Source organism: Ramlibacter sp. JJN2-2R, assembly GCF_057747835.1.
This window is the reverse complement of record NZ_CM173226.1, coordinates 2,802,828-2,821,643: the sequence shown is the minus strand read 5'-3', so window position 1 is coordinate 2,821,643 and position 18,816 is coordinate 2,802,828. Positions and strand designations below refer to the sequence as shown.

Annotated in this window: 20 protein-coding genes; 10 read left to right on the top strand and 10 right to left on the bottom strand. The window is 72.2% G+C overall.

Annotated elements, in window-relative coordinates:
• The first annotated feature begins 73 nt into the window (after positions 1–73).
• On the top strand, positions 74–1,222 hold the full coding sequence (locus AC3ANR_RS13715) for a T6SS phospholipase effector Tle1-like catalytic domain-containing protein (RefSeq protein ID WP_488288657.1): 1,149 nt from the start codon (positions 74–76) through the stop codon (positions 1,220–1,222).
• Between the two features lie 19 nt (positions 1,223–1,241).
• Here the strand turns inward: AC3ANR_RS13715 and AC3ANR_RS13710 are convergent, their stop codons facing one another.
• The 5 genes from AC3ANR_RS13710 to AC3ANR_RS13690 all read right to left on the bottom strand — a co-directional run bounded on the left by AC3ANR_RS13710 (position 1,242) and on the right by AC3ANR_RS13690 (position 5,832).
• On the bottom strand, positions 1,242–2,708 hold the full coding sequence (locus tag AC3ANR_RS13710) for a tripartite tricarboxylate transporter permease (protein ID WP_488291815.1): 1,467 nt from the start codon (positions 2,706–2,708) through the stop codon (positions 1,242–1,244).
• 29 nt (positions 2,709–2,737) lie between these two features.
• On the bottom strand, positions 2,738–3,211 hold the full coding sequence (locus AC3ANR_RS13705; protein WP_488288656.1) for a tripartite tricarboxylate transporter TctB family protein: 474 nt from the start codon (positions 3,209–3,211) through the stop codon (positions 2,738–2,740).
• Positions 3,212–3,213: 2 nt separating this feature from the next.
• Positions 3,214–4,200, bottom strand: coding sequence for a tripartite tricarboxylate transporter substrate binding protein (locus AC3ANR_RS13700; RefSeq protein ID WP_488288655.1), 987 nt, complete (start codon positions 4,198–4,200; stop codon positions 3,214–3,216).
• Positions 4,201–4,394: 194 nt separating this feature from the next.
• Positions 4,395–5,030: an esterase gene (ypfH, locus tag AC3ANR_RS13695; protein WP_488288654.1), complete on the bottom strand. Its 636-nt coding sequence runs from the start codon at positions 5,028–5,030 to the stop codon at positions 4,395–4,397.
• Positions 5,023–5,832: a dioxygenase family protein gene (locus AC3ANR_RS13690; RefSeq protein ID WP_488288653.1), complete on the bottom strand. Its 810-nt coding sequence runs from the start codon at positions 5,830–5,832 to the stop codon at positions 5,023–5,025. The genes ypfH and AC3ANR_RS13690 overlap by 8 nt, the downstream gene beginning before the upstream one ends.
• 112 nt (positions 5,833–5,944) lie before the next feature.
• Here AC3ANR_RS13690 and AC3ANR_RS13685 point away from each other — a divergent pair, with 112 nt between their 5' ends.
• The 3 genes from AC3ANR_RS13685 (at position 5,945) to AC3ANR_RS13675 (ending at position 8,436) form a co-directional block, all read left to right on the top strand.
• Positions 5,945–6,844, top strand: coding sequence for a LysR family transcriptional regulator (locus tag AC3ANR_RS13685; RefSeq protein ID WP_488288652.1), 900 nt, complete (start codon positions 5,945–5,947; stop codon positions 6,842–6,844).
• Positions 6,844–7,470 carry a DedA family protein gene (locus tag AC3ANR_RS13680; RefSeq protein ID WP_488288651.1) on the top strand — a complete coding sequence of 209 codons (627 nt, stop codon included), beginning with the start codon at positions 6,844–6,846 and terminating at the stop codon, positions 7,468–7,470. Before AC3ANR_RS13685 ends, AC3ANR_RS13680 begins: the two co-directional genes overlap by 1 nt.
• Positions 7,471–7,608: 138 nt before the next feature.
• Positions 7,609–8,436, top strand: a complete 828-nt coding sequence (locus AC3ANR_RS13675; protein ID WP_488291814.1) for an oxygen-binding di-iron domain-containing protein — start codon at positions 7,609–7,611, stop codon at positions 8,434–8,436.
• Between the two features lie 4 nt (positions 8,437–8,440).
• Here the strand turns inward: AC3ANR_RS13675 and AC3ANR_RS13670 are convergent, their stop codons facing one another.
• Entirely contained in the window at positions 8,441–8,701 is a 261-nt protein-coding gene (locus tag AC3ANR_RS13670; RefSeq protein ID WP_488288650.1) for a hypothetical protein, read from the bottom strand.
• A 256-nt stretch (positions 8,702–8,957) separates the two neighbouring features.
• Between AC3ANR_RS13670 and AC3ANR_RS13665 the strand changes: the two genes are divergently transcribed.
• Both AC3ANR_RS13665 and AC3ANR_RS13660 read left to right on the top strand, forming a co-directional pair.
• A complete protein-coding gene (locus AC3ANR_RS13665) occupies positions 8,958–9,431 on the top strand; it encodes a helix-turn-helix domain-containing protein (protein WP_488288649.1) in 474 nt (157 codons plus the stop codon).
• A gap of 5 nt (positions 9,432–9,436) precedes the next feature.
• Positions 9,437–10,042 carry a DUF2889 domain-containing protein gene (locus tag AC3ANR_RS13660; protein ID WP_488288648.1) on the top strand — a complete coding sequence of 202 codons (606 nt, stop codon included), beginning with the start codon at positions 9,437–9,439 and terminating at the stop codon, positions 10,040–10,042.
• Here AC3ANR_RS13660 and AC3ANR_RS13655 read toward each other — a convergent pair.
• Positions 10,002–10,658 (bottom strand): class I SAM-dependent methyltransferase, encoded by a 657-nt coding sequence (locus AC3ANR_RS13655; RefSeq protein WP_488288647.1) that lies wholly within the window; start codon positions 10,656–10,658, stop codon positions 10,002–10,004. The genes AC3ANR_RS13660 and AC3ANR_RS13655 overlap by 41 nt on opposite strands.
• Before the next feature lie 175 nt (positions 10,659–10,833).
• Here AC3ANR_RS13655 and AC3ANR_RS13650 point away from each other — a divergent pair, with 175 nt between their 5' ends.
• Entirely contained in the window at positions 10,834–12,858 is a 2,025-nt protein-coding gene (locus AC3ANR_RS13650; RefSeq protein ID WP_488288646.1) for a penicillin-binding protein 1A, read from the top strand.
• Positions 12,859–12,862: 4 nt separating this feature from the next.
• Here the strand turns inward: AC3ANR_RS13650 and AC3ANR_RS13645 are convergent, their stop codons facing one another.
• Positions 12,863–13,141, bottom strand: coding sequence for a DUF4389 domain-containing protein (locus AC3ANR_RS13645; protein WP_488288645.1), 279 nt, complete (start codon positions 13,139–13,141; stop codon positions 12,863–12,865).
• A gap of 140 nt (positions 13,142–13,281) precedes the next feature.
• On the opposite strand from AC3ANR_RS13645, the gene AC3ANR_RS13640 reads away from it, so the two are divergent.
• A complete protein-coding gene (locus AC3ANR_RS13640) occupies positions 13,282–13,608 on the top strand; it encodes a cytochrome C (RefSeq protein ID WP_488288644.1) in 327 nt (108 codons plus the stop codon).
• Between the two features lie 10 nt (positions 13,609–13,618).
• Here the strand turns inward: AC3ANR_RS13640 and AC3ANR_RS13635 are convergent, their stop codons facing one another.
• Both AC3ANR_RS13635 and AC3ANR_RS13630 read right to left on the bottom strand, forming a co-directional pair.
• The gene (locus tag AC3ANR_RS13635) at positions 13,619–14,860 is read right to left on the bottom strand and encodes a WD40/YVTN/BNR-like repeat-containing protein (protein ID WP_488288643.1); all 1,242 of its coding nucleotides are present in this window, start codon (positions 14,858–14,860) and stop codon (positions 13,619–13,621) included.
• Between the two features lie 757 nt (positions 14,861–15,617).
• Complete coding sequence (locus tag AC3ANR_RS13630; RefSeq protein WP_488288642.1) at positions 15,618–17,138, bottom strand: WD40/YVTN/BNR-like repeat-containing protein; 1,521 nt, start codon at positions 17,136–17,138, stop codon at positions 15,618–15,620.
• 270 nt (positions 17,139–17,408) lie between these two features.
• On the opposite strand from AC3ANR_RS13630, the gene AC3ANR_RS13625 reads away from it, so the two are divergent.
• Entirely contained in the window at positions 17,409–18,239 is an 831-nt protein-coding gene (locus AC3ANR_RS13625) for a lysozyme family protein (protein WP_488288641.1), read from the top strand.
• A 43-nt stretch (positions 18,240–18,282) separates the two neighbouring features.
• A complete protein-coding gene (gene trxC / locus AC3ANR_RS13620) occupies positions 18,283–18,729 on the top strand; it encodes a thioredoxin TrxC (RefSeq protein ID WP_488288640.1) in 447 nt (148 codons plus the stop codon).
• Positions 18,730–18,816: the final 87 nt, after the last annotated feature.

Below are 18,816 nucleotides of genomic sequence, written 5' to 3'. Positions count from 1 at the left end.
ACTGCAGGGATTGACAGTGACATGGCTGCAGCGGTCCCTGCAGAGTGCGGCGTCCACATCCCTGGAGGAGCGCATGGCCACCGCGAAGAACATCGTCTTCTGTGCCGACGGCACCTGGAATGGCCCGGGCGTCGACGAGAACGCCGACGGCGTGCCCGACATCACCAACGTGCTCAAGCTGTTCCTGCTGCTGGACGGCGACAACGGCTGGGACTCGATCCGCCTGAAGGACGAGCAGGAGAAGAAGCTCACCGGCCCGACCGGGCTGCCGCTGCAGGTGGCCAAGTACCTGCACGGCGTGGGTGACAGCGCCAACCCGATCGGGCGCCTGCTCGGCGGCGCGCTGGGCGCCGGCGTGATCGCGCGCATCGTGCGCGGCTACACCTTCATCAGCCGCCACTACCAGCCGGGCGACCGGGTGGTCGTCGCCGGCTTCAGCCGCGGCGCGTACACGGCGCGGGCGCTGGCCGGCATGATCTGCAGCGAAGGTCTGCTCGGCCCGAAGTTCGACCTGCAGGACAAGGACCTCGCGTACAGCCTGGGCATCACGGTCTGGCGCCAGTACCGCCAGAAGTGCGCGGCGCGCAAGAACGGCGCGGTGCGCGAGAAGTTCCTGCTCGGGCTGATGGACCTGCCGGGGTTCGCCCGGCGCGACCTGCGGGCCGGCGAGGAGACCGTCGACGTCGGGCGCATCGAGGCCGTCGCCGTCTGGGACACCGTGGGCTCGCTGGGCGTGCCGGTGTTCGACGACGACGGCAACCAGCTGGACCAGTTCCAGTTCGCCGACCTGGACCTGTCGCCCAAGGTGCGGCACGGGCTGCATGCCGTCAGCCTGGACGAGCGGCGCGTGAACTTCCCAGCCACGCTGTGGAATCCGCGCGAAGGCGTGGTGCAGCGGCTGTTCCCCGGCGCGCACGCGGACGTGGGCGGCGGCTACCCGTGGGGCGAATGCGGCCTGGCCGACGCCGCGCTGCTGTGGATGGTGGACGAACTGGCGCGCCGCGAGCTGCGGTTCGCGCCGCCGCCGCGGGGCATCCGCGCCGATCCCGCGGCCGGCGCGCACGCGCCCTGGCTCGAGGGCGTGTTCGCCCGGCTGCCGCAGAAGGAGCGGTCGTTCCCGCGCGGGGCCGGCCTGTTCATCGATCCGTCGATCCGGCGGCGCATGGCCGCCGTCGCCGGCTACGCGCCGGCCAACCTGCCGGCCGACGGCATCGACGCCTGAGGGGCGCGCCGGCCGCGCGTCAGGCCGGGACGGGCCGGCGGCCGCGCGCGAGCCGCAGCACGAGCGGCGCGAACCAGACCACCAGGGTCAGCACCGCCAGGCCGGCGGCGATGGGGCGCGCAAAGAAGGCGCCCAGGTTGCCGTCGCTCTTGATCATGGAGGTGATGAAGTTCTCCTCCAGCATGCCGCCCAGCACGACGCCCAGGATGGCGGGTGCGATCGGGAAGCGGTTGGCCTCCAGCAGGTAGGCCACCAGCCCGGCCACCAGCATCACCGTCACCTCGAACAGCGAGTTGTTGATGGCGAAGGTGCCGACGATGCAGAACAGCAGGATCAGCGGCATCAGCACGTTGCGCGGCACCTTCAGGATCTGCTTGGACACCTTGATGCACAGCAGGCCCAGCGGGATCATGATGATGTTGGCCACGATGAACAGCAGGAACACCGCATAGATGTTCTGCGGGTTGGTGGTGAAGAGCGTCGGGCCCGGGTTCATGTTCTTCATGTACAGCACGCCGATCACGATGGCGGTGATGCTGTCGCCGGGGATGCCGAACACCAGGGCCGGGATCCAGGCGCCGGCCAGCGCGCTGTTGTTGGCCGAGCCCGATTCGACGATGCCCTCGATGTGCCCGGTGCCGAACTTCTGCGGCTCCTTGCTGAACTTCTTGCTCATCGCATAGGACATCCAGGCGGCGATGTCGGCGCCGGCGCCCGGCAGGGCGCCCACCGCGGTGCCCAGCGCGCTGCCGCGCAGGATCTGCACCGGGTATTTCTTGGCCAGCGCCCACTGGCCCTTCAGCACGTTGCCGACATGGTCGACGACCAGTTCCGCGGGCGGGCTGGTGTCGACGACGAACCGGATCACCTCCGAGATCGCGAACATGCCGATCATCATGGCGATCATCCCGATGCCGCCGGTCATCTCGGCGTTGCCGAAGGTGAAGCGCGGGAACCCCGCCGGATTGCCCAGGCCCACGCACGCGACCAGCAGGCCCAGGAACAGGGTGATCAGGCCCTTGAGCGGCTGGTCGCTGGTGATGAAGACGGCGCAGGTCAGCCCCAGCAGCACCAGCCAGAAGTACTCGAACGAGCTGAAATGCAGCGCGAACTCGGCCAGCGCCGGCGCGGCCAGGATCAGCACCACGGTGCCGAACAGGCCGCCGACGGCGGAGAACACCAGGCCGGCCCCGAGCGCCATCTCGGCCTGGCCCTTGCGCGTGAGCGCATAGGCTTCGTCCGTGTAGGCGGCGCTGGCGGGCGTGCCCGGGATGCGCAGCAGGCAGCCCGGCACGTCGCCGGAGAAGATCGCCATCGCGGTGGCCGTCACCATGGTCGCGATCGCGGGGATCGGCGCCATGAAGAAGGTCACCGGCACGAGCAGCGCGGTGGCCATGGTGGCGGTGAGGCCCGGCACGGCGCCGACGAACAGCCCGAACAGCGACGCGAACAGCATCGCGAGCAGGGTGGTCGGCTCGAACACCATCGCGAAGGCCTGGAGCACGGCGTGGAAGGTCACCAGGCGACTCCTTGAAGCAGGCCCCAGGGCAGGGGCACGCGCAGCAGCTTGTAGAAGGCGAAGTGCACGACCAGGGCGGCGACCACGGCGAGCAGGACCGCGCGCCGGGCAGGCACCTTCAGCACCAGGAACAGGGCCAGCAGGATGGCCGCGGCGGTGGGCAGGAAGCCGAGCCTGTCGGAGGCCAGGATGTAGAGGACCACCGAGCCCACCAGCACGGCGAAGCCCAGCACGTGGCGCGGCGAGCGCACCCAGTCCTCCCACTGCAGCCAGGGCTGCTCGCCGCGCGCCTTCCAGCCGCGCGCGACCAGCAGCAGGCCGCCGATGCACAGGCCCGTGGCGATCAGCCCCGGGAACAGCGCGGGGCCCACCGGCTGGCCGGGGATCCTGGGATAGCCCTGGATGGCGGCCAGCACCGTGGCGCCCAGGGCGAACAGCAGCAGGCCGAAGACGGCGTCGTTGAGCTTCACGCCTACTTCACCAGCCCGACGGCCTTCATCGTGGCGCCCAGTTCCTGGTCGGACTTGGCCATGAACTTGCCGAACTCGTCCGGCGCGGCATAGACCACGCCGAAGCCGCGGCTGGCCATGAACTCGTTGTAGTCCTTGCTGGCCGCGACCTTGCGCACGGCGGCGGCGAGCTTGTCGCGGATGTCGTTGGGCAGGCCCTTGGGCGCGACGATGCCGCGCCACGCGGCCATGGTCCAGTCGCTGCCGATCGCCGCCTTCAGCGTGGGCACCTTCGGGTACAGCGCGGCCGGCTTGTCGTTCATGATCGCCAGGCTCTTGACCTTGCCGGCGTCGATGAGCGAGCGCGCCTCGGGCAGCGACACCGGCGCGATCTCGACGCCGCCGGCCACCATGTCCTGCAGGCCGGGCGCCGCGCCGTTGCTGGGCACCCACGCCACGGCGGCGGGGTCGATCTTCTGGTCGCGCAGCAGGCCGGCCAGCGCCAGGTGCCAGATGCCTCCCTGGCCCGTGCCCGAGGCCTTGAACTTGCCGGGGTTGGCCTTGATGGCCGCGAGCAGGTCCTTGACGTCCTTGTACGGCGCGTCGGCGCGCACCTGGATGCCGGCCGGATCGGCGTTCACCAGCCCGATGGGCGTGTACGAGGCGCTGGTGAGCTCGGTCAGCCCCTGCCAGTGCATCATGCCGATCTCCACCGTGGCCAGCCCGAGGGTGTAGCCGTCCGGCGGCGCCGAGGCGATGGCCGCGTGGCCCACCACGCCGCTGCCGCCGGTGCGGTTGACCACGTTGATGGGCTGGCCGAGCTCCTTCTCCAGCAGGCTGCCGACGATGCGCGCGGTGGCGTCGGTGCCGCCGCCCGCGCCCCAGGGGACGATCAGCGTGATCGGCCGGCTCGGGTAGTTGCCTTGCGCGGCGGCGGGGAGGGCGGTGGCGCCCAGGGACAGGGCGGCGATGGCCGTGGCCACCCAGGCCCGGCGGGTGCGTTGCGTCATGGCTTGTCTCCTTGGGTGTCGGCTCGGTGCTCGGCACGACTCGGCGCAATCTACGCCCGGCGGGCCGGGCGCCGTCCTAGGGAGAACCCACCGGGCCCGGCGCCACGAAGGCCGGGCGCGCGGGGCCGCGGCGCGTGACTGCTGCGCGATCCGGCCAGCGCGCCCGCTCGAACGCCGCCTGCGTTCCAGTGAGTTCAGCCGACGCGCGCCGATGCAGGGCGCAGCCGCTCCACCAGCAGCTCCTGCATCGCCGCGGTGATCTCGTGGCCGGTGGCCGGCAGCACGTCCAGCGTGGCGTCCGCGCCCAGCGATCGCAGCCGCTGGGCCGCGGCCGCGGCCAGCGCCGCGGGGATCACCGGATCGTGCTCGCCGTGCAGGAAATGCAGCGTCACCGCGCCCGGCGCATGGTCCGGCAGCACAGCGAACCGGCCGGCCAGCGAGACGACGCGCCGCGCGAGGCCCTGGCCGAGGCGCACCGATTCCAGCGCCATGATCGCGCCCTGCGAGAAGCCGGCCAGGACGGTGGCGTGCGGGCCGAGGCCGAAGCGGCCCTGCAGGTCGCGGACCGTGTCGACGAACAGCGGCATCGCGTCGGCGACGCGCTGCACGCGGTTCGCTTCGGTCACGCCCAGCACCGAGAACCACTGGCGGCCCCGGCCCAGGTCCGACACGAAGGGCGACGGCACGCTGGCGATCGCCGCGTCGGGGAAGTCGCGCGCGAGCCGGCGGCCCAGCGGCACCAGGCCGGTCGCTTCGGCGCCGACGCCGTGGAACAGCAGGACCAGCTGCTGCGGCGACGCCGGCTGGTGGACGGCCAGGGCGTCAGGCACCGGCGGGCTCCAGGGCCGGCTCCTGGCCGAACAGGTAGGCGTCCATCGCCAGCGTGCCGTACGTCATGCCGCCGTCGATCACCCGCACCGGCGCGGTCGCGTCCGACGCGCCGAACGCGAAGGGCAGCGGCAGGTAGTGGTCGGGCGTGGGGTGCGCGCGCTGCGCATGCGGCGCGCTGCGCAGGTAGTCGACCAGCGCGTGCTCGTCGTGGTGCTGCACCGCGCGGCGCGCCCAGTCGACGAACTCGTGCGCGTAGTCCGCGCCGGCGGCGCCGACCTCGTGCCGGAACTCGTACAGGTTGTGCGTGATGCTGCCCGAGCCGACGATCAGCACGCCCTCGGCGGCCAGCGGGGCGAGCGTGCGGCCCAGGCGCACCGCGCCGGCGGGGTCGAGGTCGCGCGGCATCGAGACCTGCAGCACCGGCACGTCGGCGTCGGGGAACAGGTGCCGCACGGGCACCCACGCGCCATGGTCCAGCCCGCGGTGCTCGTCGGCGGCGGCATTCCAGCCGTCCGCCACCAGCAACTGCAGCGCGCGCGCCGCGACCTCGGGCGCGCCCGGCGCCGGGTACTGGATGCGGTAGAGCTCCTGCGGGAAGCCGCCGAAGTCGTGGATGGTGGCCGGCTTCGCGCCCGAGGTCACGCGCACGCCGGGCGTGACCCAGTGCGGCGACAGCACGAGCACCGCGCGTGGGCGCGGCAGTTGGCGGCCGAGCTGGCGCAGCGCCGGGCCGGCCTGGGCCGGCTCGATGGCGAACGTCGGCGCGCCGTGGGAGACGAAGAGCGAGGGCAGGCGGGACATGGCGGGGACTCCTGGGGTGCCGGGACGTCCGGCACGGTCACCTCACTGTAGGAGCGGCCGGGGAGGAAATAAAGGCGCAGAATCGGCATGGATTGTTTCGGAAGCTGGAACGATGGACCGGTTCGACCAGATGCGCGTCTTTGCCGCCGTGATCGACGCGGGCAGCTTCGCGGGCGCGGCCGAGGCGCTGCAGATGTCGCGCCCCGCCGTGTCGCGGCACGTGGCCGAGCTCGAGTCGCGGCTGGGCGTGCGCCTGATCCAGCGCACCACGCGCCGGCTGTCGCCCACGGCCGAAGGCCAGCTGTTCCATGCACGCGTGCGCGAGCTGCTCTCGGGCATGGACGACGCCGAGGCCGAGATCAGTGCCCGCACCGCCGAGCCCACGGGCGTGCTGCGCATCAACGTGCCGGTGACCTTCGGCATCCTGCACCTGGCGCCGCTGTGGGGGCGCTTTCGCGCGCTCTACCCGCGGGTGCAGCTGGAGGTGACGCTGGCCGACCGCGTGGTCGACCTGGTCGACGAGGGCTACGACCTGGCGGTGCGCATCGCGAAGCTGCCCGACTCCAGCCTGGTCAGCCGGCAGCTGGCCAGCACGCGCGTGGTGCTGTGCGCGTCGCCCGCCTACCTGCGCCGGCGCGGCCGGCCGAAGACGCCCGACGACCTGGGCGGGCACGACCTCATCGCATACACGCACTGGTCGCAGCGCGACGAGTGGATGTTCCAGGGGCCCAAGGGCGAGGTGCGCGTGCGCACGCAGCCCGTCATGCGCACCAACAACGGCGACACCTGCCGCGCCGCCGCGCTGGCGGGGCAGGGCATCGTGCTGCAGCCCAGCTTCCTCGTCGGGCCGGATCTGGCCGCCGGCAAGCTGGTCGAGTTGCTGCCCGCGTACCGGGCCGGCGAGCTGGGCGTCTATGCGGTGTACCCGTCGCGCAAGCACGTGCTGCCCAAGACGCGCCGGCTGATCGAGTTCCTCGAGCACGCGCTGCGCAAGCCGGCCTGGGCGGTGTGATGGACGTGATGGCGTCGGTGATGGGCTTCCTGCAGGCGCTGCAGGGCGCGCCGGCCTATGCGCTGGTGTTCGGGGTGCTGGCCGCCAGCGGCCTGGGCCTGCCGATCAACGAGGACATCCTGCTGATGGTGGCCGCGGCGCTCACGCTGCAGGGCGTGATGGAGCCGCTGCCGCTGGTGGGCGTGGCGTGGTGCGGCGTGCTGTGCGCCGACGCGCTGATCTTCCACTGGGGCCACCGGTTCGGCGCGCGGCTGCTGCAGCACCGCCTGGCCGCGCGCGCGCTGCCGCCGTCGCGGCTCGACGCCGTGCAGGCGACGATGCGCCGCTGGGGCCCGGCCTACTTGTTCGCGGTGCGCTTCATGCCCGGCATGCGCACCGCGCTGCTGTTCGCCGCCGGCTCGCTGAAGATGCCGTACCGGCACCTGCTGCTGTTCGACGGCGGCGCCGGCCTGGTCGAACTGCCGCTGCTGGTCTACGGGGTGCGTTACGTGGGCGGTCGCTGGGAGCAGATCCTGCAGGCGCTGCAGCAATGGCAGTCGGTGCTGCTGCCTGCGCTGGCCGCGGTGGTGGCTGTCGTCTTGCTGACGATGCGGTGGAGGCGCGCGCGCCGGCGCCGCCGCGATTGATCCAGCGCAAGCACCCGGGCGCCTCGACTGCGGATCATCGCGCCCCGTGCCCGAGGGCACTTCCCAAGCGCATGCGGCACGGCCCTCGTCGCCCGCATGGCCCACGCCACCCATTCACCGCAGGACCCTTCCACCTCCATGTCGATCGAGCTGTTCCGCAACAAGGACCACGCGTGCCTGATGTTCACCAACCTGGTGGAGGAGGACGGCCAGGCCGTGCAGGCCAACCAGTTCCTCATCGTCGACCACGGCGAGGGGGCCGTGCTCGACCCGGGCGGCAACCTGGCATTCAACGAACTGTTCCTCACGATCGGCCGCTTCTTCCCGCCGCAGGGCCTGAGCTACCTCCTGGCCTCGCACGCCGACCCGGACATCATCGCGTCGCTGGACCGCTGGCTGACCAGCACCAAGGCCAAGCTCGTGATCTCGCGCATCTGGGAGCGGTTCGCGCCGCACTTCACCAAGGTCGGCAAGACCGACAACCGCGTGATCGGCGTGCCCGACGCGGGCGGGCGCCTGCTGCTGGGGCGCAGCGAGCTGCACCTCGTGCCCGCGCACTTCATGCACGCCGAGGGCAACTTCCAGTTCTGGGACCCGGTCAGCCGCATCCTCTTCACGGGCGACCTCGGCGTGTCGCTGATGGGCGGCGCCGAGGCGGCCACGCCCGTCACGGACCTGCAGGCGCACATCCCGCGCATGGAAGGCTTCCACCGGCGCTACATGGTGTCCAACAAGATCCTGCGCATGTGGGTGCGCATGGCGCGCCAGCTGCCCATCGCGATGATCGTGCCCCAGCACGGCGCGCCCATCCAGGGCAAGGCGGCGATCGCGCAGTTCCTGGAGTGGATCGAGCAGCTGCAGGTGGGCGTCGACCTGTTCGACGACCGCGCCTACCAGCTGCCCACGGCGAAGATCGATGGACAGACGCACCAGGTGCGCCCGGTGCTGCGGGCGGTGAACGCCTGAGCGTTCAGCCGGCCGAAGCCGCCATTTCGTCCAGCGTGAAGACGAAGTCGGCCGCGCCGCCGTCGTCGTCGACCTGCAGCACGAAGCCCAGGCGTTCGAGTTCCAGCGTCAGCCGGCCCACCTGCTCCTGGCTCGCCAGCCGCAACTCGCGCGTGAGGCCGGGCGCCTCGATCCGCACTGTCCAGCCCTGGCCCCGCCCGGGGTCGGCCCGCGCCGCGCGCCGGATGGCCACCGGCAGCGCCTGTTCGATGATTTCGGACAACATGGGGCCGGAGGCTCCGGCGCTCCCGTCCTACCGGGTGTCGGTGCCGCGCGCGGGTGCGGCCCCCCATCGTCCGACAGAGGGACCGCCGCGTTGACGGCGTGACCGGCCGGTCGCGGCGCCGCAGCGATGGCCGGATCCTTTGCATTCGCGCCCCGTCGCAGGCGAAGCGGATTCGCAGCCACTGCAAACAATGACTGCAGGGTTGCGGCTAAGATGAGGTCTCGGAGGACGGCTCAGCCCCAAAGCGAATCCCGCGGTGCGAAGGGAATGCCTGGGGTCCACGACGATCAACTACCTCATGCCCAATATCGGCTCGGTCCTGAAACTCGAGATCCAGCGCGTCGCGCGCAAGGAACTGCGTTCGGAAACACAACAGCTGAAGAAATCGGTTGCGCAATACCGCAGCCAGATCGCGGCGCTCAAGCGCCGCCTGCAGTCGCTGGAACAACTGGTCCGCAAGCAGTCGCGCGGCGGCAGCCGCGCGACGCCGGCCGCGGCCGGCGAGGAGGAGGGTGGGCCCAGCCTGCGCTTCTCGGCCAAGGGCCTGGCGGCGCAGCGCAAGCGCCTGGGCCTGTCGGCCGCCGCGGTGGCGAAGATCCTGGGCGTCTCGGCCCTGTCGGTCTACAAGTGGGAGTCGGGCAAGACCCGCCCGCGCGCCAGGCAGCTGGAGGCCATCGCGTCGCTGCGCAAGATGGGCAAGCGCGAGGCGCTGGCCAAGCTGGAGGCCTGACCCGGATGCCCTTGCCCGAGCCGGCCGCGCGCCGGCACCTGCACACCCGCGCGGTCACGTACCGCGGTTTCCTTCGCGACGACGGCCTGTGGGACATCGAAGGCGAGATGTCCGATGTCAAGACCTACGGATTCGAACGATCCGACGGCACGGACATGCCGCCGGGCACGCCCATCCACGGCATGCGGATCCGGCTGACCGTCGACGAGTCGATGACCATCCGCGCCATCGCGACCTCGATGGACTTCACGCCCTTCCCGGAGTGCCAGCAGGGGAACGACCCGATGCAGCAGATGGTGGGCGCGCGGCTGGGCCCCGGCTGGCGCCAGGCGATCGAAAAAGCGCTGGGCGGCGTGCGCGGCTGCACGCACCTGCGCGAGCTGCTGTTCAACATGGCCACGGCCGCCTACCAGACCGTCTTCCCGTGGCGCGAGCGCGAGCGGCGCCTGGCCGGCATCGCGCCGGCGCAGACCACCGAGCCGCCCTACCACCTTGGGCGCTGCATCGCCTGGGACTACAACGGCGCGGTGACCGCGCGCTACTACCCGCAGTTCGCGGGCTGGCAGCCGGTCAGGCGCGTGCCGAAGCCGCCGCCGCCTTCGTCCACGTGAACACCCGCACCGGCGGCACGTTCACGATTTCCCAGCGCTTGTCGGGCCGGCCCAGGTAGGGTGTGGCGAAGTCCGCCACGTGCGCCCGCACCTGGTAGGCCACGAAGCGCCCGCCCGGGCGCAGCACCTGCGCGATCGCCGCGGCGATGCGGTCCGACACCTCCGGCGGCATGGTCGAGAACGGAATGCCCGAGACGATCGCATCCGGCGCCGGCAGGCGGCGCGCGGCCAGGAAGTCGGCCAGCCGCTCCGCGCTGCCCAGTTCGAGCAGCAGCCGCGGGTCGCGCAGCGACTGCCGCAGGTGCTCGTGGAACGTCGGATCGAGCTCGATCGCCAGCAGCCGCGCCCCGGCGCCCATCGCCTGCAGGAAGGCCGCGGTGGTGCCGCCGGTGCCGGGCCCGAGCTCGACGACGGTGCGCGCCTGCGCGATGCCCGCGCTGCGCACCAGTCGCCGCTCCAGGCGCCGGGAGCTGGGCATCACCGAGCCCACCTGCGCCGGATGGCGCAGGAACCCGCGCAGGAATTCGATGCTGTCGCGCAGCGGACCCGCCGGCATGCCGGCGGCGGACAGGGCAGGGCCGGCGCTGCGGCCCGCGCGTGGTTCTTGGAGCGGCATGGAGGTGGGTTGGGATGGAAGTCGCGGCGATTGTGGTGTTGGCGTGCCAGCGCCGGTGTCGGACGGCGTTGACAAGCCTGCCGTCGCGTTGGCCTTCGTCGCGCGGCGCGCGCGAGCCGGTCGCGCCAGCCGACTAGAGTGTGGGGATGCAGTCCGACGAAAGCGCGCCCGCGCGATGAATCCCACGTTGCAACGCGCCACGGGCGCGATCTCCGACCGCGCCACGCGCCTGTGGCTCGCCCTGCGCGCGCATCCCTGGCGGGCCCTGTGGATCCTGCTGGCCGGGGCGCTGGTGTACGTGCTGGTGCTGGTGCCCTTCACCCCCAGCATCTCGAACCTGCGCAAGGCGAAGGTGGAGGCGCCGGCGGTGCTGGTGTCCGCCGACGGCGTGGTGCTCGCCAGCTACCAGCGCGTGCACCGGCAATGGGTGCCGCTCGACAAGGTCTCGCCCACGGTGGTCCAGGCCCTGGTCGCCACCGAGGACCACCGCTTCTGGCAGCACCACGGGATCGACCTGCGGCGCACCGCGGCCTCGGTGGCGCACACGCTGCGCGGCAACCGGCAGGGCGGCTCGACCATCACGCAGCAGCTGGCGCGCAACCTGTACCCCGACGAGATCGGGCGCGCGCCGACGCTGCACCGCAAGGTCAAGGAAGCGATCACGGCGCTGAAGATCGAGGCGGTCTACAGCAAGAAGGAGATCCTGGAGACCTACCTCAACACGGTGCCCTTCCTCTACAACGCGTACGGGATCGAGATGGCCGCGCGCACCTACTTCGACAAGTCGGCGGGCGAGCTCGACGTGCTGGAGAGCGCCACGCTCATCGGCATGCTCAAGGGCACCAGCTACTACAACCCGGTGCTCAATCCCGACCGCGCGCGCCAGCGCCGCAACGTCGTGCTGTCGCAGATGGCCAAGCGCGGCGTGCTCGCGCCCGAGCGGGCGCGCCAGCTGGCCCAGCAGCCGCTGCGCATCGACTTCGAGCGCCAGGAGGAGAACACCGGCCCGGCGCCGCACCTGGCCCAGCTGGTGCGCAAGTGGCTCATCGCCTGGGCCGACCGCAACGGCTACGACATCCATTCCGACGGGCTGGTGGTGCGCAGCACGATCCAGGCCAAGCTGCAGCGCGCGGCCAACCAGGCGGTGGCCCGCCAGATGGCCCAGCTGCAGCCGCTGGCCGACCGGCGCCGCAAGGCCGGGCAGGAGCGCGCGCTGCTGCAGGCCGGCTTCGTCGCCATCGACCCGCGCACCGGCCATGTGCTCGCCTGGGTGGGCAGCGCCGACTTCGCCCAGGACCAGTTCGACCACGTGAGCCAGGCGCGGCGGCAGCCCGGCTCGACCTTCAAGCCCTTCGTCTATGGCGCCGCCTTCGTCGACGGCCTGCGGCCCAGCGACACCTTCGTGGACCAGGCCGTGGCCATCCCCGGGCCCGGCGGCGAGGTGTGGAGCCCGAAGGACGCCACCCCGCCCACCGGCCGGCCGATGACCTTGCGCGACGGCCTCGCGCAGTCGCGCAACTCGATCACCGCCCAGGTGATGGGCAGGGTGGGCGCGGCCAAGGTGGCCAAGCTCGCGCAGGGCCTGGGCGTGCGCGACAGCCGGCTGGACCTGGTGCCCTCGCTGGCGCTGGGCACCAGCCCCGTGACGCTGCGCGAGATGGTGTCGGCCTATGGCGCCATCGCCAACGCCGGCCTCTGGATGGAGCCGCTGGTGGTGCTGCGCATCGAGGACAAGTCGGGCAAGGTGCTGGATGCGTTCGTGCCCGGGCGCTCGGCGCAGGGCATGCCGCGCCAGGCCTCGCTGACGCTGGTCAATGCCATGCGCGCGGTGGTCGACGAGGGCACCGCGACGGCGATCCGCAGCCGCTACGGCATCCAGGCCGACGTGGCCGGCAAGACCGGCACCACGCAGGACAACAGCGACGGCTGGTTCATCCTGATGCACCGCCAGCTCGCGGCCGGCGCCTGGGTGGGATTCAACGATCCGCGCATCACCATGCCCGATGCCTGGGGGCCCGGCGCGCGCAGCGCGCTGCCCATCGTCGGCGATTTCTTCCAGCAGGCGTTGCGCTCGCGCTGGGTCGATCCGGCGGCGGAGTTCGAGATCCCGCGGCCCAAGCCCAAGCCCAAGCGCGAGGCCGATCCGCTGGAGCAGATCGTCAACGAGGTCGTGGGCCGCATCCTGCGCATCCTGAACTAGCGGCTCAGGCGCCCGGCCAGTCGGCGAACGGGAACGGCGCCTCGTCGGTCTCGAAGGTGAGGAACCGCACGATGTGGCCGAAGTAGCGCCCCAGGCTGGCGCCGAACGCCTGCACGCGCGCGTTCGGCCCGTCGGTGAGCGCCGCCAGCGCCAGTTGCAGGATCGCCAGCAAGGCCAGCAGCGATGCCGCCACCTGGAACGCGATGCCCATCAGCAGCATCATCACGAAGCGCACGCCCAGGCTGCGCTGGGGCGTGGCGGGCGGGGAGATCGAATCGGCCATGGGGTCCTCCGGTTGCAAGGCCCCATGGTGCCTGGCCGGCGTGCGCCTGCCTTGATGCGGCGCAACTGCCGCCATGCCGCCCCGCCTAGCATGGGCCTTCGTCCTGCGACGCCTGCGGCGTCCGGAAAGGGAGTCGAGCCATGCCGATCGAGCGCACCATCCTGGCCCTGCTGCTGGCCGCCCCGGCGGCCTTCGCCCAGTCCACGTCGTCCGGCGATGCGACACCCTCCACCCGCGGCGCGCTGCTGTACAGCAACCACTGCGTCGAGTGCCACACCAGCCAGATGCACTGGCGCGACCAGCGCCTGGCGCGCGACTGGGAGTCGCTGCGCGCGCAGGTGGTGCGCTGGCAGGGCGTGGCGAACCTGAACTGGAGCGAGGAGGACATCACCGAAGTGACGCGCCACCTCAACGAGACGGTCTACGGCTTCCCGCGGCCGACCCAGACTTCGCGGGCCGGCCGCTGAGGCGGGTCGCTCACCGGATCGTGAACGCCCCGCCGGCCGAGCCGGTCACCGTGAAGCGGCCGTTACCCTGGTACGTCACCTCGATGCGCTGGCCGGCGCCGCCCGAGATCGAGCCGAGCGTGCCGCCCGCGGTGCGGTTGCCCGTGGTGGTGTAGATCTTGCCGCCGGCCGTGCCGTCGACGCCGTGGTCCGCGGCGGCGATCCAGTTGCCGTCCGAGGACAGGCTGATGCCGCGCCACGTGAGGTTCAGGTCGGCCGCGCTCCAGGTCCAGGGGTCGTTGCCGCCGGTGGTGCTGATGAAGACGTAGCCGCGGTGGCTGTAGGCGTCGTTGCGCGGCTCCTGCGCCACCACGACGCTGCCGTCGCGCGAGACCGCGAGGCCGCTCCAGCCGCTGTAGCTGAAGCGCGCCGTCCAGGTCGCGCCGCCGTCGTCGCTCACCCACGGATTGCCGCCGTTGTCGAGGACGGCCATGCGGGCGCCGTCGGCGCTGGCGGACGCGAAGCTCCAGTTGCCGTTGCCCACCCGGCGCGTCCAGGTCAGGCCGCCGTCGGTGGACACGTACACGCCTTGCCGCGTCGCATCGCCCGTGTAGAGCGACGCCGCCGCCACCAGCCGCAGGCCGTCGGCGGAGCCGGCGATCGCGCGCCAGTCGGTGTTGGCGGTGCCCGGGACGGCGGTGAAGGTCACGCCGCCATTGGTGGACACCTGCACCGCGCCGCCGCCCACGCCGACGATGCGCTGGCCGTCGTCGGCCATGTGCACCGAGGTCCAGGCGACCGCCGTGCCGCGCTGCGTCCACGTCTGGCCGAAGTCCGCCGAGACGTAGAGGCTGCCGCCGCCCACCGCCGCCAGGCGGCTGCCGTCGGCGGACATCTGCACCTGCGTCCAGCTGGTGCTGGGCAGCGAGGTGCGCGACCAGGTCGCGCCGCCGTCCTGCGACAGGTACACGCCGCCCGGATTGGCGATCGCGGCGATGCGGTTGCCGCTGGCCGAGCTCGCGGTGCCGGACCACGGCAGGTTGGCCGCGGCCGGGTCGGGTTCGCGCGGCACCCAGGTCGTGCCGGGCACGACGTTGCCGGGCAGGTTGGTGGTCTCGACGTACTGCTGCGCGTTCTGGGCCAGCACCCAGCGGCCGCTGCCGGCGCCAACGACCGTCACGCGGTCGCCCGCCTGCAGCGACTCGTTGCGGGGCAGGGTGACGGTGAACGTCTGCGTGGCATCGGGCGCGAGCGTGTAGCTGCCGTTGGGCACGGCCTGCTGCGAAGTCGGCGCGGGCGCGGGGGCGGGAGCAGGCGCAGGCGCAGGCGCAGGCGCAGGCGCAGGCGCAGGCGCAGGCGCAGGCGCAGGAGCGGGCGCGGGCGCAGGAGCGGGCGCGGGCGCGGGCGCAGGTGCCGGAGCGGGTGCAGGTGCGGGTGCAGGTGCAGGTGCAGGTGCAGGTGCAGGTGCAGGTGCAGGTGCAGGTGCAGGTGCAGGGGCCGGGGCAGGTGCAGGTGCCGGGGCAGGTGCCGGGGCAGGTGCAGGTGCCGGGGCCGGGGCCGGGGCCGGGGCCGGGGCCGGTGCGGGCGAGGGAATGGTTTCCGGTTCGGGGGCCGGCGCGGGCGCGGGTGCCGGTGCAGGGGCCCCGGGGCCGTTGCCGGCCAGCTGGCCGGAATTGGGCGCCGGCGCGGCATCGACCGTGCCGCCGCCACCGCCGCCGCATGCGGACAGCCACAGCGCCGCCAGCGCCGACAACGCCATTGCCTGGCAACGTTCCTTCGACAGGCCCATGGACCCTTGCGACATCTTGGTTCTCCCTCGCGACCTTCGCGAATGTGTCGCGGGCGATTCTGGAAGCCGCCCCGGCGCGCCGCGGTGCGGCATCTCAGCCATTGGCCGTAGGACGGCGAGGCTCAGCGGTGTCAGCGGCGCACCGAGCCCGAACGGGCCATGCGCGCCGCGCGGGCGAAAAAAAACCGGGCTCTTGCGAGCCCGGTTTCTCCCTCCCGGTCTGTGTGACAGCCGTTGTTGCTTACTTGATCGTGTACGCGCCGCCGGTGGCGCTCTGCACGCTCCACTGGCCGTTGCCCAGGTACTGCAGCACGACCGCGTTGCCCTGCGTGCCGGCGATCGAGCCGGTGGTGCCGTAGGTCGTGCGGCCGCCGATCGAGGTGTACATCTGGCCGACGGCGCCGAAGAACGTGCCCGCCGCCAGGATCCACGACTTGCCGTCCGCCGACATCTGCATCGCGCGCCAGTTGGTGTCGGTGCCCGGCGTGGCCAGGGTCGCGAACGACGTGCCGCCGTTGGTGGACATCAGCACCTGGCCGCTCGTGCCGGGGCCCGAGAGGGTGGCGCTCATGATGCTGGCATCGGCCGACATCGACACCGAGGTGTAGTCGCCGGTCACCGTGCTGGCGCGGGTCCAGGTCCAGGTGCCGCCGACGTTCTTGCCGACGTACAGGCCCGTGCTGCTGGAGGGCACCGGGTACTGGGTGTTGCCGGCCACCAGGATGGTGTTGCCGTCGGCGGACATCGACACGCGGTACCAGGAGTCGGTCACCGGGGTGCCGCCCACCGTCACCGGCAGGGCCGTGAAGGTCAGGCCGCCGTCGGTGGACAGGTGCAGGTCGCCGTCCTGGCTGGCGGCCACGACCTTGCTGCCGTCGGCCGAGCCGTCGACCGCGCGGAACGCGTCCAACAGCGTGGTGCCGCCCTCGGTGGCGGCCACGAACGTGGTGCCGCCGTTCTGCGAGGTGTAGACCCGGCCGTCCTTGACGACCGCGACGATGCGCTGGCCGTCCTGCGACATCGTCACCGACTCGTACTCGAGGTTGTTGGAGGCGTTGAAGGCCTGGTCGATGCGGTTGAACGTCGCGCCCTTGTCGGTCGACATGTACATGCCGCCGGCGTAGTCCAGCACGACGATGCGGTCGCCGCTGGGCGTCATGTCGGCCGAGATCCACGGCTGGCTGACGACCGGGGTGCCGCCGTTGAGCATGCTGGCGACCGTCCAGTTGGCGCCGCCGTCCAGGGAGACGTGCACGCTGCCCGGGATGTCGGTGGCCACCATGATGTCGCCGGTGGTGTTGGTCGCCACCCAGTGCCACTGGGCCGGCGCCAGGCGCGGGGTCCAGGTGGTGCCGGTGGCCACGTTGCCGGTGAGGTTCGTGGTGAGGATGGTCTGGCCGGCATTCTGCGCGACGGTGAACGGCGCGGCGCTGACGCCGGTGATGGTCACGGTGTCGCCGGCGGCCAGGCCGGCCGAGGCGGGCAGCGTCACCGTGACCGCGGAGGCGGCCTGGATCTCGTAGGCCTTGTTGGCCTGCAGCTGGGTGTCCGCGGTGATGGAGATCGCGGTCGGAGCCGGTGCCGGCGCAGGAGCGGGTGCCGGCGCGGGCGCGGGTCCCGGTGCCGGCGCGGGAGCCGGGGCGGGCGCGGGTGCAGGTCCGGGCGCCGGAGCGTCGCTGCCGCCCCCGCCGCCGCCACAAGCAGTGAGCCAGAGGGCGGCCAGCGCAGCCGTCACGATGACCCGGGGTTGTCCCTTGAACATTTCATAGCCTCCAAGTTGCGTTAGTGACGCGAATCGACACACGTCGCGTCGAATGGTCTGTTCTCCCAGCCTCAGCCGCTTTCCCGTTTGGAGCGACTCGCTGTAGGAGAAATGCCATCGGCCAACTCAACGGGTTGCAGGATGTGTTCGACGCCGGTCCGACAGGGCCATTGACCGGCTCGAAAGGGCTATCGGCGTGGCTTGCCTGTGCTTGCGTTCGGATCCGCGAACGGCCGAGATGAACTTTCGCGCCGCGGCGCCGCTCCCTGAATGTTCGATGCGAAGAAGAACAACGACGTGCTGAGCCAGCGGATCGCCCTGGTCGTCGGCGGGACGGCGGTCGCCGCGTGCGAGCTGCTGGCGCTGGCCATGTGGCAGGGCTGGGTGCGCCCCGGCCCGGGCGCCAGGCCATCGGCGGTGCAGGTCGCCGGGCAACGTCCGGCCGAAGCGGGCGACTTGCCGCCACCGCCGCCGTTGCCGCAGCAGGACTACTTCTCGCAGCTGAGGCAGCGCGTGCGCTGGGAGCCGGTGCGCATCGGCTCCGACGTGCTGCTCACGCCCGACCTGGGGTCCCGCCTCATGCTGGCCAAGGCGGCCGCCCGCCAGGCCAGGCTCGAGGAGGTCGGCCTCGGTTTCCAGGACGTGTACGGGATCATCAACGCGGAGACGCACTGGGTTCCGCGCCCGGGCGCCAGCCGCGACGGCACACCCAACATCGGCATCGCGCAGTTCGAGCCCGCGACGGCGGCGGCCCTGGGCGTGCGGGACCCCGACGACGTGGTCGAGGCCGTGCACGCGGCGGCCCTGCACATCCGCGAGGCGGCGGTGTGGAGCCGCCAGCGCATCGGCGCGCTGCGGCTCGACCGCAAGCAGAAGGCGGCCAAGCTGCGGGAGGGCGTCTCCGTCTACTACAACCTCTCCACGCGCGGACGCGCGGGCTGGAACGGCACGGCATCGGACGCGCTGCCGATCCAGACAACGCGGCACATCCAGCATGCGCGCGAAGGCGCGCAGGAGGCCGTGTGGCTGGAGCGGCGCGTCGGCCCGATCGACCTGCCCGCTCCGTTGCCCGAGGGCGTGCTGACGGCTCGCGCCGATTGACGGGGCTTGCAGCGCCGCGGGCCGTCCCCACCTCCCGATCACCATGGATGCCACCCTGCACGTCGTCTGCCCCGCCTGCCAGGCCACCAACCGGGTCCGCCGCGACCAGCTCGGGAGTGCGCCGACCTGCGGCCGCTGCAAGCAGGCCCTGTTCGAGGGCAAGCCCGTCGCGCTGGACGCCGCGTCGTTCGAGCGGCAGGTCACGCACAGCGAGCTGCCCGTGCTGGTGGACTTCTGGGCGCCCTGGTGCGGCCCCTGCCGGATGATGGCGCCCGCGTACGAGCAGGCCGCCCGCCTGCTCGAGCCGCAGGTGCGCGTGGCCAAGCTCGACACCGAGCAGGCGCAGGCGCTCGCGGCGCGGCTGAACATCCGCAGCATCCCCACGCTGGCGCTGTTCGTCGGCGGGCGGGAAGTGGCGCGCCAGCCCGGCGCCCTGACGCGCGCCGAGGACATCGTCCGCTGGGCCCGGGCCCAGCTCGCCACGGCCTGACGGGCCTGGCACCCCGCCGCGCGCCGCCCCGGGCTCGCGCCCTCGGCCTACGCCCGGGCTCGGCAGGCCGCCTTAACTTGCCGGCTT

Bases quoted from the DNA above. Each gene is read 5' to 3' on its own strand.
- AC3ANR_RS13700 (WP_488288655.1), bottom strand. From the start codon at position 4,200: ATGACGCAACGCACCCGCCGGGCCTGGGTGGCCACGGCCATCGCCGCC.
- AC3ANR_RS13715 (WP_488288657.1), top strand. From the start codon at position 74: ATGGCCACCGCGAAGAACATCGTCTTCTGTGCCGACGGCACCTGGAAT.
- AC3ANR_RS13655 (WP_488288647.1), bottom strand. From the start codon at position 10,658: ATGCCGCTCCAAGAACCACGCGCGGGCCGCAGCGCCGGCCCTGCCCTG.
- trxC (WP_488288640.1), top strand. From the start codon at position 18,283: ATGGATGCCACCCTGCACGTCGTCTGCCCCGCCTGCCAGGCCACCAAC.
- AC3ANR_RS13690 (WP_488288653.1), bottom strand. From the start codon at position 5,832: ATGTCCCGCCTGCCCTCGCTCTTCGTCTCCCACGGCGCGCCGACGTTC.
- AC3ANR_RS13680 (WP_488288651.1), top strand. From the start codon at position 6,844: ATGGACGTGATGGCGTCGGTGATGGGCTTCCTGCAGGCGCTGCAGGGC.
- AC3ANR_RS13630 (WP_488288642.1), bottom strand. From the start codon at position 17,138: ATGTTCAAGGGACAACCCCGGGTCATCGTGACGGCTGCGCTGGCCGCC.
- AC3ANR_RS13650 (WP_488288646.1), top strand. From the start codon at position 10,834: ATGAATCCCACGTTGCAACGCGCCACGGGCGCGATCTCCGACCGCGCC.
- AC3ANR_RS13640 (WP_488288644.1), top strand. From the start codon at position 13,282: ATGCCGATCGAGCGCACCATCCTGGCCCTGCTGCTGGCCGCCCCGGCG.
- AC3ANR_RS13670 (WP_488288650.1), bottom strand. From the start codon at position 8,701: ATGTTGTCCGAAATCATCGAACAGGCGCTGCCGGTGGCCATCCGGCGC.
- AC3ANR_RS13710 (WP_488291815.1), bottom strand. From the start codon at position 2,708: ATGGTGTTCGAGCCGACCACCCTGCTCGCGATGCTGTTCGCGTCGCTG.
- AC3ANR_RS13625 (WP_488288641.1), top strand. From the start codon at position 17,409: ATGTTCGATGCGAAGAAGAACAACGACGTGCTGAGCCAGCGGATCGCC.
- AC3ANR_RS13660 (WP_488288648.1), top strand. From the start codon at position 9,437: ATGCCCTTGCCCGAGCCGGCCGCGCGCCGGCACCTGCACACCCGCGCG.
- AC3ANR_RS13675 (WP_488291814.1), top strand. From the start codon at position 7,609: ATGTCGATCGAGCTGTTCCGCAACAAGGACCACGCGTGCCTGATGTTC.
- AC3ANR_RS13685 (WP_488288652.1), top strand. From the start codon at position 5,945: ATGGACCGGTTCGACCAGATGCGCGTCTTTGCCGCCGTGATCGACGCG.
- AC3ANR_RS13645 (WP_488288645.1), bottom strand. From the start codon at position 13,141: ATGGCCGATTCGATCTCCCCGCCCGCCACGCCCCAGCGCAGCCTGGGC.